Genomic DNA, 14,228 nt, shown 5'->3' on the forward strand with positions numbered 1-14,228 from the left:
GATTCTCTGTCCTCGCTCAGTTGCGCAGCGGCTTGTTGGTGTTCATCATGTACATGATGCGATCCTGCGTCTTGGGATGACCCAGCAGCGTGGTGAAGGCCTCGCGCTCGAGCTGCATCAGGTAGTCCTCGTTCACCAGCGTGCCGGGGTCGACGTCGCCGCCGCAGACGATGTGGGCGATCATGCCGGCAATGTCGTAGTCGTGCTGGCTGATGAAACCGCCGTCACGCATGTTGACCAGCGAGCCCTTGATGGTTGAGATGCCGTCGCGGCCGGCGACCTTGAACAGGCGCTTGTGCGGCGGGCGGTAGCCCATCTGGAACATGGCCTTGGCCTGCTGGATCGCCACGTAGAGCAGCTCGTCCTTGTTGGCCACGATCACGTCGCTGTCCAGCACGTAGCCGAGCTTGCGGCTTTCCAGCGCACTGGTGCCGACCTTGGCCATGGCGGCGCTGGTGAAGCCCTCGGTCAGGAAGGGCAGCAGGTCCTTGCCGGTGCTCTTTTCGGCCATTTCGGCGGCGCGGCGGGCGATGTAGGTCAGGCCGCCGGCACCCGGGATCAGGCCCACGCCCACTTCCACCAGGCCGATGTAGCTTTCCATGGCGACCACACGGGCGCTGCTGTAGACGGCCATTTCGCAGCCGCCGCCCAGCGCCAGGCCGCGCACGGCGGCAATGGTCGGCACCTGGGCATAGCGCAGGCGCAGCATCAGTTCCTGCAGCTCCTGCTCCATGCCGTTCACGGTGATGGCACCGCCGGCCATGAAGGCGGGCAGCACGGTCTGCAGGTCGGCGCCGGCGCTGAACCACTCGTCGTTGGACCAAATCACCAGACCCTGGTATTCCTTCTCGGCCAGTTCCACCGCCTGCGCCAGGCCCTCGCCCACGTCGGGGCTGATGGTGTGCATCTTGGTCTTGATGGTGGCAATCAGCACCTCGTCATCCAGCGTCCACAGGCGCACGGCGCCGTCTTCGTGGATGGTCTTGCCTGCGGTGGCCGGATCGGCCGCCTGGCTGCCCAGCACGTTCTCGGGGAAGTGCTGGCGCTGGTACACCGGCAGGCTGGAGCGCGGCTCGAAGGCGCCCGTGGTCGGGTTGAATGAGCCTTCGGGCTGGTGCACGCCGCCACGCTCGGCCACCGGGCCGTTGAACACCCAGTCCGGCAGCGGCTGGCTGCTCAGGGTTTCGCCTTTCTCGATGTCTTCCTGGATCATTTTGGCCACGTCGAGCCAGCCGGCTTCCTGCCACAGCTCGAACGGGCCCTGCTTGCTGCCGTAGCCCCAGCGCATGGCGAAGTCCACGTCGCGGGCGTTGTGGGCGATGTCCTTGAGGTGCACGGCGGCGTAGTGCATCTGGTCGCGCAGCACGGCCCAGACGAACTTGCCCTGGTTGCCCTCGGCATTGCGCAGCAGCTTCAGGCGCTCGGCGGCAGGCTTCTTCAGCATGCGGCCATACACCTCGTCGCTCTTCTCGCCGGCCGGCACATACTCGTCTTCGGCCAGGTCGTAGCGCAGGATGTCGCGGCCGACCTTCTTGAAGAAGCCGGCCTTGGTCTTCTGGCCCAGGTTGCCCTTCTCGATCAGCTTGGCCACCACGCCCGGCGTGCCGAAGTGGCGGTAGAAGGAGTCGCTCTCTTCCGAGAGGTTGTCCTGCATGGTCTTGATCACGTGCGCCATGGTGTCGATACCCACCACGTCGGCGGTGCGGAAAGTGCCCGAGGCGGCGCGGCCCAGCTTCTTGCCGGTCAGGTCATCCACCACGTCATAGGTCAGGCCGAACTTCTCGGCCTCGACCATGGTGCTCAGCATGCCGAAAATGCCGACGCGGTTGGCGATGAAGTTGGGGGTGTCCTTGGCGCGCACCACGCCCTTGCCCAGCACGCTGACGGCAAAGGTTTCCAGGTCGTCCAGAATCTGCGGTTGCGTGCCCGGGGTGGCGATCAGCTCCACCAGATACATGTAGCGCGGCGGGTTGAAGAAGTGGATGCCGCAGAAGCGCGGGCGGATGCTCTCGGGCAGCGCCTCGCTCAGCTTGGTGATGGAGAGGCCGGAGGTGTTGGAAGCCAGGATGGCGTGCGGCGCCACGTGCGGCGCGATCTTGTGGTACAGGTCCGTCTTCCAGTCCATACGCTCGGCGATCGCCTCGATCACCAGGTCGCAGTCCTTGAGCAGGCCCATGTGTTCTTCGTAGTTGGCCGGCTGGATCAGCTCGGCATCGTCGGCCACGCCCAGCGGCGAGGGCTTGAGCTTTTTCAGGTTCTCGATGGCCTTGAGGGCGATGCCGCTCTTCGGGCCTTCCTTGGCCGGCAGGTCGAACAGCACCACCGGCACCTTCACGTTGACGAGGTGGGCGGCGATCTGCGCGCCCATCACGCCGGCGCCCAGTACGGCGACTTTCTTCACTTGGAATCGGGACATGGCTCTCTTTCTGATCCGCCGGGCGGGCTGTCAGCCCATGCTGCAGCACCGGCTCCGGCAGTCGGTTGTCGGTTGTGTCAGGGGCGCGGCCTTACTTCACACGCACCCAGGTCTGCGTACGGCCGATGCCCAGCACCGAGCCACGCACATCCAGCTTGCTGCCGCCGTCCTTCGGGGTCAGGCGCAGCGTGTAGTTCTTGCCGCTTTCGGGGTCAAGAATCTTGCCGTCTTCCCACACGTCCTTGCCCTCGGCCTTCTTGGCACCGCGGATGATCTCCAGGCCCACCATGGGCTTGCCCTTGCGGTCATCGGTGCACTTCTCGCAGACGGCGTTCGGGTCAGCCTCCTTGCGCAGCAGCTTCTCGATGCGGCCGGTGAGCACGCCGCCCTTGTCGCTGATGACAATCTGGGCCTTGGCCGCGCCGGTCTTGTCGTCGACGCTGCGCCAGGTGCCCACGGGCGTCATGTCGGCAGCGAAGGAAACGCCGGCCAGCAGCAGGCCGAGTGCGAAAGTGGTGATCTTTTTCATCCTTGTCTCCTGGAAATATGTCTGTGGTGTGGTGGGGGATGGAAAGGGAAAGGGGAAGCGCTCCGCAGGCAGGCGTGCGCCCGCCTGCGGCAGTGATCGATCAGGCCAGGGCCGCGTCGGTATCCAGCAGCACCTTCACGCCGTTGCGCGCCGTCTTCATCAGCGTCAGCGTTTCGGGGAACAGCTTGGCGAAGTAGAAACGTGCCGTCTGCAGCTTGCCCTGGTAGAACGGATCGGTATTGCCTTCGGCGATCTTCTGCAGGGCCACCTGGGCCATGCGGGCAAACATGTAGGCAAACACCAGATGGCCGGCGACCTTCATGTAGTCGAAGGCCGCACCACCCACTTCGTCGGCGTTCTGGAAGCCGCGGAAGCCGATCTCGGTGGTGAACTTGGTCATCTGGTCAGCCAGCATGGCGAGCGGGTTGATGAACTCGGCCATTTTCTCGTTAACGCCTTCGGATTCGATGAACACGGCGATTTCCTTGCCGAACTTCTTCAGCGTGGCGCCCTGGTTGCCCAGCACCTTGCGGCCCAGCAGGTCCAGCGCCTGCACGGTGTTGGTGCCTTCGTAGATCATGTTGATGCGGGCATCGCGCACGAACTGCTCCATGCCCCATTCCTTGATGTAGCCGTGGCCGCCGAACACCTGCTGGCATTCCACCGTGGCCTTGAAGCCGTTCTCGGTCAGGAAGGCCTTCACGATCGGAGTCAGCAGGGCCAGGATTTCGCCGGAGTCCTTGCGCACCTTCTCGTCGGGGTGGTTGTGCTCCTTGTCGAGCAGCATGCCTGCGTACACGCTCAGGGCACGGCCGCCTTCGGCATAGGCCTTGGCCGTCAGCAACATGCGGCGCACATCGGGGTGCACGATGATCGGGTCGGCCGGCTTGTCCTTGGCCTTCACGCCAGACAGGCTGCGCATCTGGATGCGGTCCTTGGCGTAGGCCAGGGCGTTCTGGTAGGCCACTTCGGTCAGGCCCAGGGACTGGTTGCCCACGCCCAGACGCGCCGCGTTCATCATCACGAACATGGCCTGCAGGCCCTTGTTCGGCTGGCCGATCAGGGTACCGCGTGCCTTGTCCAGCACCAGCTGGGCAGTGGCGTTGGAGTGGATGCCCATCTTGTGCTCGAGGCCGGCACAGTAGATGCCGTTGCGCTCGCCGATATTGCCTTCGGCATCGACATTGAACTTGGGCACGGCGAACAGGCTGATGCCCTTGCTGCCGGCCGGCGCATCGGGCAGGCGGGCCAGCACCAGATGCACGATGTTGTCCACCATGTTGTGCTCGCCGGCGCTGATGAAGATCTTCTCGCCACTGATCAGGTAGCTGCCGTCGGCCTCGGGCTCGGCCTTGGTGCGCAGCAGGCCCAGGTCGGTACCGCAGTGGGGCTCGGTCAGGCACATGGTGCCGGTCCACTCGCCGCTCACCAGCTTGGGCAGATAGACCTTTTTCTGCCAGTCGGTGCCGTGGGCCAGCATGGCTTCGTAGGCGCCGTGGCTCAGGCCGGGGTACATGGTCCAGGCCTGGTTGGCGCCGTTGAGCATCTCGTAGAAGCAGCCGTTGATGGTGGCAGGCAGGCCCTGGCCGCCGAATTCGGGATCGCAGCTCAGCGCCGGCCAGCCGCCTTCGACGTACTGCTGGTAGGCTTCCTTGTAGCCCTTGGGCGGCGTCACCTCATGGGTCGCCTTGTCCAGCGTGCAGCCTTCGGTGTCGCCGCTGATGTTCAGCGGCTGAATCACCTGGGAGGCGAACTTGCCGCCCTCTTCCAGCACGGCATTGATGGTGTCGGCATCCACCTCGGCAAAGGCAGGCATCTGCCGGAAGTCTTCGGTCACGTTGAAGACCTCGTGCAGCACGAATTGCATGTCGCGCAGCGGCGGGTTGTAAGTAGGCATCGTTCAGTCTCCTGTTGCTGTATGCGGGTCGATCAATCCAAACGTGGTGCCATCCGGCCAGCCCGGCTGCACGCACGCACTGTCAGGTGCCGCTGCCAGGGGCAGCAGCGGGCGAGGCGTAATACGCCACGATTCGTTCAAAGCCGCGATGGATGCGGTCGATGGCAGCCGGGTTCTGCAGGAAGCGGGCTTCGTAGTGCGCGGACAGAATCAGTCCGTGCACCTCGAAGACCATCTGCAGGGCATCGGCATCGGGGCGCAGGTGGCCCTCCTGCTTGGCCTGCTCGACGGCGCGCTGCAGGGCGGCAAGCCAGGTATTGATGGCGCGCTGCAGCGCGTCATGCACCGGGCCCTCGCGGTCATCGAATTCCACCGCACCGCTGATGAAGATGCAGCCGGACTGCACTTCCTCCTCGGTCACGCGGCGGATCCAGTTTTCGAACATGGCGCGCACGCGCGGCAGGCCGCGCGGCACTTCCAGCGCGGGCTGGAACACCTCATGCTCGAAACGGCGGTAGTACTCGTCCACGATGGCAATCTGCAAATCTTCGCGCGAGCCGAAATGGGCAAACACGCCGGACTTGCTCATGCCCACCATTTCCGCCAGGGCACCAATGCTGATGCCCTCCAGGCCGAGCTGGCTGGCCAGCGACAGGCCTGCGTCCAGCAGCACCGCACGGGTCTGCTGACCTTTTTGCAGGACGCGTCGCTTGGCGCCGTCGGCGCTGTCAGCGGTTTGCGAAGAAAGGTGCTTGGGGTTGGACATGGCTGGAGACTATAACAAAGAATGCGAACGGTCGTGCTATTTATGAACGCCAACCGCGAAATTCAGGGTTTGTCCCGATCTGCTCGCGTTGCATCGGGATGACGTCCAGGACACTGCCCACGGCTTGTGCAGATACAACATGCGAGATGTAACAGTGATCCAGGATGCGATGGTAAAGCACGTACGGCCGTGCGGGGGATGGGGTTAGCCCACCCTTTTGGTCTACATCACCGGCTGGCGTACACTTGCGGCCCATGTTCCACATCGTCCTGGTCCACCCCGAGATTCCGCCCAACACCGGCAACGTGATCCGCCTGTCGGCCAACACGGGCTGCCAGCTGCACCTAATCGAGCCGCTGGGCTTCAGCATGGAAGACAAGCAGATGCGCCGGGCCGGGCTGGACTACCACGAGTACGCCAGCGTGCAGCGGCATGCGGACTGGAGCAGTTTTCTGCGGGATGCGCAGCCCGATGCCGCACGCCTGTTTGCGCTCACCACCAAGGGGTCGCAGCCGGCGCATGACGTTCACTTCCAGCCGGGCGACTGGTTGGTCTTTGGCTGCGAAACGGCCGGTCTGCCGCCGGAAATCCGCGATCAGTTTCCCGCCGGACAGCGGCTGCGCCTGCCCATGCTGCCGGGGCAGCGCAGCCTCAATCTGAGCAATGCGGTGGCGGTGGTGGTGTATGAGGCGTGGCGGCAGTGCGGATTTGCCACGCGCTGACAGACAAGCCTGGCGCCCGGACACGCTGTGACCGTTCGCCTGCCTCAGCCGCAACGCGCGAAGCAATGGCGGATCACCCGATCAGATGTTTCGCGCCATCCCACACCAGCTTGCAGCCGGTCAGGAACATGCCCGCGTACACCAGCCGGTAGAACCACAGCGGATCAATGCGGTGCGCGATGCGCACGCCGATGAACACGCCGATCGGCGCAAACGGCAACAGCGCCAGCGAGGTGCCCAGATTCTCCCAGTTGAGCAGGCCGAGAAAGCCGTACGGCACCCACTTGCTCAGGTTGATGATGAAGAACATATAGGCCATGGTGCCGGTGAACAGCAGCGGCGGCAGCCTGAGCGGAATCACGTAGGCATTGAGCGGCGGCCCGCCGGCGTGCGCCACGAAGCTGGTGAAACCGGATGTGGTCGTCAGCAGATGGCCCAGCCAGTGCGGGGGCGCCGGGCTGTCGGCACGCGGCGGGAACAGCAGGCGCTGCGCCAGGAACAGCAGGGTCAATATGCCGACGATGCCCGCCACCACCGGCGCACTCAGATAGCCGAACAGCACGGTGCCGATGACCGTGCCCAGTAGCGCCCAGGGAATCAGCCGCCTGAACAGCGGCCAGTCCACATGACGCCGGAAGGCGTGGATGCCCATCAGGTCCATCACCAGCAGCAAGGGCATGAGAATGGCAGCCGCCTTGGGCACGCTCACGCTCATGGCCATCAGCGGCACGGCGAGCGAGCCGAAGCCGGCGCCGAAGCCGCTCTTGCTGATGCCGAGCAGCAGCACGGCGGGGATGGCGAAGGCGTAGAAATGCCAGTCGGTGATCAGGGGCAGCGGCATCGCAGCAAACCGGTCACAGCACCTGACAGGCGTCGTCGAAGCTCAGGCGCGGGTTGCGCGGAAAAGTCTTGCTGTTGTCGATATGGCCCAGGTTGAGCAGGAAGTTGGCCTGGAAGCGGCCATCCGGGAAGAACTCGCGGTTGACGCCGGCGGCGTCGAAACCGCTCATCGGGCCGCAGTCCAGCCCCAGGGCGCGTGCGGCCAGCATGAAGTAGGCACCCGAGAGCGTGCCGTTGCGCTGTGCCGTGGCGGCAGCCAGCGCCTCGTTGCCGGCGAACAGCTGCTGGCCGGACGGGTCGTGCCAGGTCTTGTCCATGTGTGCATGGAACCGTGTGTCGGTGGCGACAATCACGCAGACCGGGGCCGCCAGCGTCTTGGCCTTGTTGCCCTCCATCAGGAAGGGCAGCAGGCGCTGGCGTGCCTCGCGCGTGGTCAGGAACACATAGCGCGCGGGCTGGCAGTTCATCGAAGTGGGCCCCATCTTGGCCAGATCGTAGATCTGCTGCAGCAACTCGGGCGCTACCGGCTCATCGGTAAAACCGTTGGCGGTGCGGGCATCCAGGAACAGTTGCGCCAGGGCGGCGTCATTCAGGCGGTTGGAAGACATGGGTCGTGCGGAATCAGTGACAAAACCTGCAGTATGCGCAGGGGCTTCGCGCTTGCGCACGACGCCCTGCCGACATCCCCGCAGCGGCGTAGGGGCATCCGGGCGATACGGCTGCGGAACCGGCCAGCGCCGGACGCCGTATGCCGCCCTGCCCGCCTGCCGCAATCAGTACCAGGCGTTCGGATCCGAGGCGTGCTTGCCCGTGCCCGTTTGCGGCCGGGCCGGCTCGTCCAGCCAGCGCGTGATCGGCTCCCACTGTTGCAGGTCGCGCTGCACGCGGCCGGGCGTCACGTCGAACAGGGTGAGGCCCTGGGCGGCCAGGTGCACGTAGTTCTGCGTATCGCGCACGGCACCCAGCAGCGGGAACGGGAGCTCCTTGCAGAAGTCCTGCAGGTGCTGGAAGGAATGCGTGTTGTCCTTGACGCGCATGGCCAGCAGGCCGATGTCGATGCGGGCGGCCTTCTTGTAGTCGGCCAGGTCGCGCAGGAATTCGTGCGTGGCGTGCATGTCGAACACGCTGGCCTGCAGCGGCACGATGGCCTTGGTGGCGAGCTTGAGCACTTCCTTGAGTGCCTTGCCGTCCAGACCGGCGGGGGTGTCGAGCACCACATGCGTCACGCCCTTGGGCACTTTCAGCTTGTGCTCGTCGTCGATGTCCCAGGGAAGGATGGGGTTGGCATGGGCCGGGCGGTGTTCCAGCCACCAGCGCGAGGTCTGCTGCTTGTCCACGTCACCCAGCATCACCTGGGCGCCCTTGGACGCAAAATACCCCGCCACGTTGGTGGACACCGTGGACTTGCCGACTCCCCCCTTGGGGTTGATCACAACGACGACTGGCATGGAAACGACCTCCTCGTGAACACGGCACCCGCGCCTGCGTGCCGGCCATGGACAACGGCACCCGAACCGGCCGGGCGTCGCCCCTGCGGGGCATCAGCGCACTGTACCCCCTAAACGGCGTTGTCATCTACCGCAAAACGGTCGTTCGGGATTGCTTTTTGCTGTTTTTCGTTTCTGCCGGCAGAAAACAGGCCAGCCGCCGCCGCTGTCGCGCCCTGCACAGCCTGCGCAAGCATGTAAGAATAGACGCAGAACCCATTGCGAGAGCCGTTTCCCATGTTGATGCAACCCAGCCAGACCGATGTGCGCCGCTACTTCTGCGCCACCTACGCCAAATGGCGCGCCAGCCAGCCGCTGGACGCCATGGAAACGCTGATTGCCGGCTGGATGGACGAACATCCCGAATACCACGCCGACTTTGCCGACGTGGACGCCGCCATCGCCAGCATGCACCAGCCCGACGAGGCAGGCAGCACCAATCCCTTTCTGCACCTGTCCATGCACCTCACCATCAGCGAGCAGTGCAGCATCGACCAGCCGCGCGGCATCCGCCAGGCCGTGGAGCTGCTGGCCGCGCGCCGCGGCGATCTGCACGATGCGCACCACGCCGTGATGGACTGCCTGGGCCGCATGCTGTGGGAAAGCCAGCGCGCCGGCCGCCCGCCGGACGGGCAGTCGTATATCGACTGCGTGCAGCGCAAGGCCACGCAGGACTGATTTATTGTGAGCACAAGGACATTCACCATGGCCAACAACAAGAACGGCAAGCTGCTGAAGGAATGGCAACCCGCGCCCGCCAAGGGCGGTGATGCCGGTGAAGGCTACGGCGCCTATGCACAGGCCAGGCCGGTCAACCTGAAGGATTACGACCCCGGCGCCAAGCCCTACTCCAGCGGCGACAAGGAGATGGACAAGGCGCAGGTCGAGGTGCTGGCCGAGGAGATCAACCAGCTGCAGGACGTACTGCTGGCCTGCCGCTGCCACAAGGTGTTGGTGGTGCTGCAGGGGCGCGATGCCGCCGGCAAGGACGGCACGCTGCGTGGCGTGTTCGCCCGTACCAGCCCGCTGGGCGTGCACACCGTGGGCTGGAAGGCCCCCACCGAGGAAGAGCGCGCCCACGACTACTTGTGGCGCATCCACCAGGCCATGCCGCGCGCCGGCGACATCGTGGTGTTCAACCGCAGCCATTACGAAGACGTGCTGGTGCCGGTGGTCAAGGGCTGGATCGACGAGAAGACCACGCGCCAGCGTTTTGCCCAGATCAACGACTTCGAGCGCATGCTGACCGAGACCGGCACCGTCATCATCAAGTGCATGCTGCACATCAGCAAGGAAGAGCAGCGCGAGCGCCTGCAGGAACGCGTGGATGATCCGACCAAGAACTGGAAGTTCAACTTCGACGATCTGGAAGCGCGCAAGCAGTGGAATGCCTACAGCGATGCCTACGGCGCCCTGCTCGGCGCCACCAGCACGCCCTGGGCGCCCTGGACCATCATCCCTTCGGACAGCAAGACGCACCGCAACCTGATGATCGGCACACTGGTGCGCGACCGGCTCAAGGAGCTGAAGCTCGACTATCCGCCGCCGAACAAGGAGCTGAAAGGGCTGACAATCGAATAAGCCTGCGCTGCCGCCGTGCGGCACCATGCCGGCAAGCGGTGTGCAGCATCGTGCGGGGCAGCTTTCACTACCGTGCGAATGGCAACACGTACCGACACACCGCGATGCCTTTCCTCACCTAACCCATTCTTATCGCCTGATCAACGGATTCTCCACCATGCAGAAATTCCAGGGTTCTTCCCACTACGTCGCCACCGACGACCTGAAACTCGCGGTCAATGCCGCCATCACTCTCAAGCGCCCGTTGCTGGTCAAGGGCGAGCCCGGCACCGGCAAGACCATGCTGGCCGAGGAAGTCGCCAGCGAGCTGGGCATGCCGCTGCTGCAGTGGCACATCAAGTCCACAACCAAGGCGCAACAGGGCCTGTACGAGTACGACGCGGTCAACCGCCTGCGCGATTCGCAGCTGGGCGACGACCGCGTCAAGGACATCCAGAACTACATCGTCAAGGGCGTGCTGTGGCAGGCCTTCACCGCCGACCAGCCGGTCGCGCTGCTGATTGACGAGATCGACAAGGCCGACATCGAATTCCCGAACGACCTGCTGCGCGAGCTGGACCGCATGGAGTTCTACTGCTACGAGACGCGCGAGCTGATCAAGGCCAAGCACCGCCCGCTGGTGTTCATCTCCTCCAACAATGAAAAGGAATTGCCGGACGCCTTCCTGCGCCGCTGCTTCTTCCACTACATCCAGTTCCCGGACACGCCCACGCTGGAAAAAATCGTCGAGGTGCACTTCCCCAACCTGCGCCAGGAACTGCTGGGCGCGGCAATCGAATCGTTTACCACGCTGCGCAGCATTCCGGGCATCAAGAAGAAGCCCTCCACCTCCGAACTGCTGGACTGGCTCAAGCTGCTGCTGGCCGAAGAGGTGCCGCCCGCCGCGCTCAAGGCCAGCGAAGGCGGCAAGATGCAGGTGCCGCCCATGCTGGGCGCGCTGCTGAAGAACGAGCAGGATCTGGCCCTGTTCGAGAAGCTGGTGGCGATGCAGAACCGCAATCGCTGATCCGCGCAGGCGAAGCAGGCGGCTGCGTCACAGAACCGTCATCGCTGCTGAGCAGGATGCGCTGACCAGCAACCCCGTTTCGCCATTACCGGAGCCGCGCCATGAACAACGCCACGACCTGGACCTTTCCCATCACGCTGCGCCGCAACGGCGTGCGGCTGGAACCGCTCGAACCCCGGCACGCCGAGGGACTGGCGGCCGCTGCCCGCGACGGGGAGCTCTGGAAGCTGCGTGTAACCAGCGTGCCCGCTCCCGGCGACGAAGCGGCCTACATCGACACCGCCCTGCAAATGCTGCAAGCCGGCACGCGCCTGCCGTTTGCCGTGATGGATGAGGCCAGCGAACGTGTGCTCGGCACCACCAGCTACCACGACATCGACGCCCCCATCCGCCGCCTGTGCATCGGCCACACCTGGTACGCGCGCAGCGTGCAGCGCAGCCATGTGAACACCACCGCCAAGCTGATGCTGATGGAGCATGCCTTCGAGACGCTCAAGGCCGCCATGGTGGGCTGGCGCACCGACAATTTCAACTTTGCCAGTCAACGTGCCATCGAGCGCCTCGGCGCCAAAAAGGATGGCGTGATCCGCCACCACGCGCTGCGCCGCGACGGCACCGTGCGCGATACCGTCATGTACAGCATGGCGGCCGGCGAATGGCCCGAAGCCAGGGCGCAATTGCTGTACCGCCTGGCCTTCTACAAGGATTCCCCATGCTGATCCCCTTTTTCCAGGCGTTGCGCAACGCCAAGGTACCGGTGTCGGTACGCGAATTCCTGACGCTGCTCGAAGCGCTGCAGGCCAATGTGGTCGGCCCCGAAAGCGACGCCTGCAGTATGGACGACTTCTACTTCCTGGCCCGCACCTGCCTGGTGAAAGACGAGCGCCATTTCGACAAGTTCGACCAGGCCTTCGGGATGTATTTCAAGGGCATCGAGCATGTGGGCGAGATCCTGAAGGAAATTCCCGCGGACTGGCTGAAGCAGACCTTCGAGAAGCTGCTCACGCCCGAGGAAAAGGCCAAGATCGAGGCCATGGGCTGGGACGAGCTGATGGAGACGCTGAAGAAGCGGCTCGAGGAGCAGAAAGAGCGCCACGCCGGCGGCAACAAGTGGATCGGCACCGGCGGCACTTCGCCCTTCGGGCACGGCGGCTACAACCCGGCCGGCATCCGCATCGGCGGCGCCAGCCGCAATCGCAGCGCCGTCAAGGTGTGGGAAAAGCGCGCCTACCGCGACTACGACGACAGCCAGGAACTGGGCACGCGCAACATCAAGATGGCCCTGCGCAAGCTGCGCAAGTTCGCGCGCCAGGGAGCGCACGAGGAACTGGCACTGGACGACACCATCCGCGCCACCGCCGCCAATGCCGGCTGGCTCGACATCCGCATGCAGCCCGAACGCCACAACACGGTGAAGGTGCTGCTGCTGATGGACGTGGGCGGCACCATGGATGACCACATCCAGCGCGTGGAAGAGCTGTTCAGCGCGGCCAAGACCGAGTTCAAGCACCTGGAGTTCTACTACTTCCACAACTGCGTCTACGACTACATGTGGAAGAACAACCACCGCCGCTACGCCGAGAAGTTCCCGACCTGGGACATCATCCGCAAGTACAACAAGGACTACAAGCTGATCTTCGTGGGCGACGCCACCATGAGTCCCTACGAGATCCTGCAGCCCGGCGGGAGCGTGGAGTACAACAACGAGGAAGCCGGCGCGGTGTGGCTGCAGCGCCTGCTGCAGGCCTTTCCCAAGCACATCTGGATCAACCCGGAACCGCAGGGCGTGTGGCAGTACCGCCAGAGCATCGACATCATCCAGCAGATCGTCGGGCACGGAAAGATGGTGCCGCTGACATTGCAGGGGCTGGAAACGGGGATGAAGACGCTGTTGTGAGCGCGGGGGCCTTGGGCCCTCCTGGCTCAGAAGTGGTATTCCGCGCTCACGTAGGGCGTTTTCGCGGTCGCGCCCGGCACGCTGACGGGGTTGCCGAACTTGGCGCGCCAGTATTCATAGCCGAAACCGGCCTTGAGCTGGCCCTGGCGCAGGCCGAATTTCGGGCCGAGGTCATACATCAGGTTCGCATTGACATGGGTTTCGGGCGAAGTCGGGCCGCCGAACTCGTTCTGCCCCTTGGCCGCGATGTACTGCCCGTAGCCCCCGAACTGCCAGTTGCTGTTGCCCAGCGGAATGCCCCAGGACAAGTCCAGCACCGGGTGCGTCTTGTACCAGTAGCGGCTGGGCAGCTTGGCTGCGGCCGGGTCATTGCTTTCCCACATCGCCAGCACGCTCAGGTTCAGAAAGCCCTGCGGCACGTCCATGATGAAGGTCGGGCCGGCCACGAAGGTGCGCGTGCGTGAGCCGTATTCGGGGCTGTTCTTGGTGTTCAGGTCGAAACCCACCGTGGCGCCCACGCTCTTGACCGGGCCGAAGCTCAGGTCCTTCTGGCTGATCTTGCCGAAATCGAACAGGCGGCGATAGATCAGATAGGCCTCGGTGGCCTTGTTGTCGACCGCGTCGGATTTCAGCAGGTCGAGGTTGACGAAGTTGCCGCCCCAGCTGTCGCCATCCACATAGCGGGCGGTGACGATGTTCTTGGCGATGGGCGCGCCATCGGCCACATAGGGTTCCTTTTAGCGCGTGCCGTAGGTATAGGTGAGCGAGAAATCGCTCCATTCGGCGGCGCTGGCGGCCAGCGTGGTCATGCTCAGGGCGGCAGCAAGCGCTGCTCGCGTGGGGGTAAAGAGGGACATGGTGTGTTGAGGGAAAGAAAACGGGGCATCCGCATGCCCCGGTGAATCGCGCCGGGCATTGTGCCAGCCGGCACCTTGCGCTTGTCTGCTTCGTCAGACAAATTGCGCTGTCAGGACGCTCGCCCTATCGGGCAAGCAACAGGCAAGGAGTCCGTCAGCGCGGGCAGAAGCCTGGTCCGCGGTCGGCACCGCCACTGCCGCCTGCGTAAACGGTGACTGAAAGGATTCCT

The 14,228-nt window shown here is 64.4% G+C and carries 14 protein-coding genes; 6 read left to right on the forward strand and 8 right to left on the reverse strand.

What is annotated here, in order from left to right:
- Positions 1-16: 16 nt before the first annotated feature.
- The 4 genes from ACX36O_RS10875 to ACX36O_RS10890 all read right to left on the reverse strand — a co-directional run bounded on the left by ACX36O_RS10875 (position 17) and on the right by ACX36O_RS10890 (position 5,608).
- Positions 17-2,416, reverse strand: a complete 2,400-nt coding sequence (locus ACX36O_RS10875; protein ID WP_213361516.1) for a 3-hydroxyacyl-CoA dehydrogenase/enoyl-CoA hydratase family protein — start codon at positions 2,414-2,416, stop codon at positions 17-19.
- Between the two features lie 91 nt (positions 2,417-2,507).
- A complete protein-coding gene (locus ACX36O_RS10880; RefSeq protein ID WP_213361517.1) occupies positions 2,508-2,945 on the reverse strand; it encodes a DUF2147 domain-containing protein in 438 nt (145 codons plus the stop codon).
- A 100-nt stretch (positions 2,946-3,045) separates the two neighbouring features.
- Positions 3,046-4,842, reverse strand: a complete 1,797-nt coding sequence (locus ACX36O_RS10885; protein WP_213361524.1) for an acyl-CoA dehydrogenase C-terminal domain-containing protein — start codon at positions 4,840-4,842, stop codon at positions 3,046-3,048.
- 82 nt (positions 4,843-4,924) lie between these two features.
- Positions 4,925-5,608, reverse strand: a complete 684-nt coding sequence (locus ACX36O_RS10890) for a TetR/AcrR family transcriptional regulator (RefSeq protein ID WP_213361531.1) — start codon at positions 5,606-5,608, stop codon at positions 4,925-4,927.
- A 254-nt stretch (positions 5,609-5,862) separates the two neighbouring features.
- Between ACX36O_RS10890 and trmL the strand changes: the two genes are divergently transcribed.
- Positions 5,863-6,330, forward strand: a complete 468-nt coding sequence (gene trmL / locus ACX36O_RS10895; protein WP_213361535.1) for a tRNA (uridine(34)/cytosine(34)/5-carboxymethylaminomethyluridine(34)-2'-O)-methyltransferase TrmL — start codon at positions 5,863-5,865, stop codon at positions 6,328-6,330.
- A gap of 73 nt (positions 6,331-6,403) precedes the next feature.
- Here the strand turns inward: trmL and ACX36O_RS10900 are convergent, their stop codons facing one another.
- The 3 genes from ACX36O_RS10900 to ACX36O_RS10910 all read right to left on the reverse strand — a co-directional run bounded on the left by ACX36O_RS10900 (position 6,404) and on the right by ACX36O_RS10910 (position 8,618).
- Positions 6,404-7,171, reverse strand: coding sequence for a sulfite exporter TauE/SafE family protein (locus ACX36O_RS10900; RefSeq protein WP_213361537.1), 768 nt, complete (start codon positions 7,169-7,171; stop codon positions 6,404-6,406).
- A gap of 13 nt (positions 7,172-7,184) precedes the next feature.
- Positions 7,185-7,778, reverse strand: a complete 594-nt coding sequence (locus ACX36O_RS10905; protein WP_213361539.1) for a malonic semialdehyde reductase — start codon at positions 7,776-7,778, stop codon at positions 7,185-7,187.
- 165 nt (positions 7,779-7,943) lie between these two features.
- Positions 7,944-8,618 carry a nucleotide-binding protein gene (locus ACX36O_RS10910; RefSeq protein WP_371686583.1) on the reverse strand — a complete coding sequence of 225 codons (675 nt, stop codon included), beginning with the start codon at positions 8,616-8,618 and terminating at the stop codon, positions 7,944-7,946.
- A 279-nt stretch (positions 8,619-8,897) separates the two neighbouring features.
- Between ACX36O_RS10910 and ACX36O_RS10915 the strand changes: the two genes are divergently transcribed.
- The 5 genes from ACX36O_RS10915 to ACX36O_RS10935 all read left to right on the forward strand — a co-directional run bounded on the left by ACX36O_RS10915 (position 8,898) and on the right by ACX36O_RS10935 (position 13,141).
- Positions 8,898-9,335, forward strand: a complete 438-nt coding sequence (locus ACX36O_RS10915; protein WP_213362733.1) for a DUF1841 family protein — start codon at positions 8,898-8,900, stop codon at positions 9,333-9,335.
- 27 nt (positions 9,336-9,362) lie between these two features.
- On the forward strand, positions 9,363-10,238 hold the full coding sequence (locus ACX36O_RS10920; protein ID WP_213361542.1) for a PPK2 family polyphosphate kinase: 876 nt from the start codon (positions 9,363-9,365) through the stop codon (positions 10,236-10,238).
- A 157-nt stretch (positions 10,239-10,395) separates the two neighbouring features.
- A complete protein-coding gene (locus tag ACX36O_RS10925) occupies positions 10,396-11,244 on the forward strand; it encodes an AAA family ATPase (protein WP_488359774.1) in 849 nt (282 codons plus the stop codon).
- A 101-nt stretch (positions 11,245-11,345) separates the two neighbouring features.
- A complete protein-coding gene (locus tag ACX36O_RS10930) occupies positions 11,346-11,963 on the forward strand; it encodes a GNAT family N-acetyltransferase (RefSeq protein WP_371686586.1) in 618 nt (205 codons plus the stop codon).
- Positions 11,957-13,141: a vWA domain-containing protein gene (locus ACX36O_RS10935; protein ID WP_488359775.1), complete on the forward strand. Its 1,185-nt coding sequence runs from the start codon at positions 11,957-11,959 to the stop codon at positions 13,139-13,141. Before ACX36O_RS10930 ends, ACX36O_RS10935 begins: the two co-directional genes overlap by 7 nt.
- A 26-nt stretch (positions 13,142-13,167) precedes the next feature.
- On the opposite strand, the gene ACX36O_RS10940 is transcribed toward ACX36O_RS10935, so the two are convergent.
- Positions 13,168-13,866 (reverse strand): outer envelope protein, encoded by a 699-nt coding sequence (locus ACX36O_RS10940; protein WP_349772152.1) that lies wholly within the window; start codon positions 13,864-13,866, stop codon positions 13,168-13,170.
- Between the last annotated feature and the right edge of the window lie 362 nt (positions 13,867-14,228).

The organism is Brachymonas sp. KE5 (genome assembly GCF_057773645.1).